A 1073-nucleotide genomic window follows, 5' to 3' on the forward strand; every position below is an offset into this window, starting at 1 on the left:
AAAGAAAGAGGAGGAAGGCTTCCACAAGCATCCTCCCTTGGTGATCTTCGGCTCGGTGCCCGATCCGGTGGTTACCCAACTCACCCTGGAGCTGAAAAAACACGGGATCCGCGTCTCCGGCTGGTTGCCGGCCAAACGCTATGGAGAGCTGCCGGCCATCGAGCCGGGCACCTATGTGGTGGGGGTGAATCCTTTCCTCAGCCGCACGGCCACCACGCTGGTACGCCGTAAAAAGGCTAAGCTCATCACCGCTCCTTTTCCCATCGGGCCGGATGGCACCCGCGCCTGGATAGAAGCCATTGCCCGCGAATTGGGGATCCCAACTCAAGGCTTGGCAGAGCGGGAAGCGGAAGTGTGGAACCATCCCCAGGTTCGGGATTATCGGGAGCTGCTGCGGGGCAAAAGCGTTTTCTTCATGGGCGATAACCTGCTGGAGATCTCGCTGGCCCGTTTCCTGGTGCGCTGTGGCATGACGGTGCAGGAAATTGGGATCCCTTACATGGACAAACGCTACCAAGCGGCTGAGCTGGCCCTCTTGGAGCGCACCTGCGAAGAGATGGGAGTGCCCAAGCCCACCATCGTAGAAAAGCCGGATAACTACAACCAAATCCAGCGCATCAAGGCCCTGCAGCCGGATCTGGTGATCACAGGTATGGCCCACGCCAACCCCCTAGAGGCGCGCGGGATAACCACCAAGTGGTCGGTGGAGTTCACCTTCGCCCAGATCCACGGCTTCGGCAACACCCAGGCTCTGCTGGAGCTGGTGACCCGACCGCTGCGGCGCAATGCTGCCCTCAAAGGCTTGGGTTGGGAGCGGCTGGTGCGAGAAGAAGCCCCTATCTAACCTTCCGGCTCCTCATTGTCAAACAGTAGGCCGTCTAGGTGATCTGGCAGTTGCTGCCGGTCGATCCAGACCATGCCCGCCAGAATAGCTTCGGCCTCGTTTTGAAAGTAGCCGTAGGCTTTGGTGCCAATCTCCGGCTCGCAAGAGCCATCTTGCTGGAGCAGCCGGCAGCGAAAGATAAACCCCTTCTCTGTAGCTTGGGTGGTGATGCTGATACATTTACGCTGAA

2 protein-coding genes are annotated in these 1073 nt (G+C 59.3%); one reads left to right on the forward strand and one right to left on the reverse strand.

Annotated features, from left to right (window positions below):
- Nucleotides 1-844: ferredoxin:protochlorophyllide reductase (ATP-dependent) subunit N (locus NW819_RS13180; RefSeq protein ID WP_414414021.1), on the forward strand; the 844-nt coding region annotated here is incomplete at its 5' end.
- Here the strand turns inward: NW819_RS13180 and NW819_RS13185 are convergent.
- The gene (locus NW819_RS13185) at nt 841-1059 is read right to left on the reverse strand and encodes a hypothetical protein (RefSeq protein WP_414414022.1); all 219 of its coding nucleotides are present in this window, start codon (nt 1057-1059) and stop codon (nt 841-843) included. The two genes, NW819_RS13180 and NW819_RS13185, sit on opposite strands and share 4 nt — an antisense overlap.
- Nucleotides 1060-1073: the final 14 nt, after the last annotated feature.

Origin of the sequence: Synechococcus sp. R8-2 (assembly GCF_047461715.1) — a bacterium.
In the GTDB taxonomy this organism is placed as follows: domain Bacteria; phylum Cyanobacteriota; class Cyanobacteriia; order Thermostichales; family Thermostichaceae; genus Thermostichus.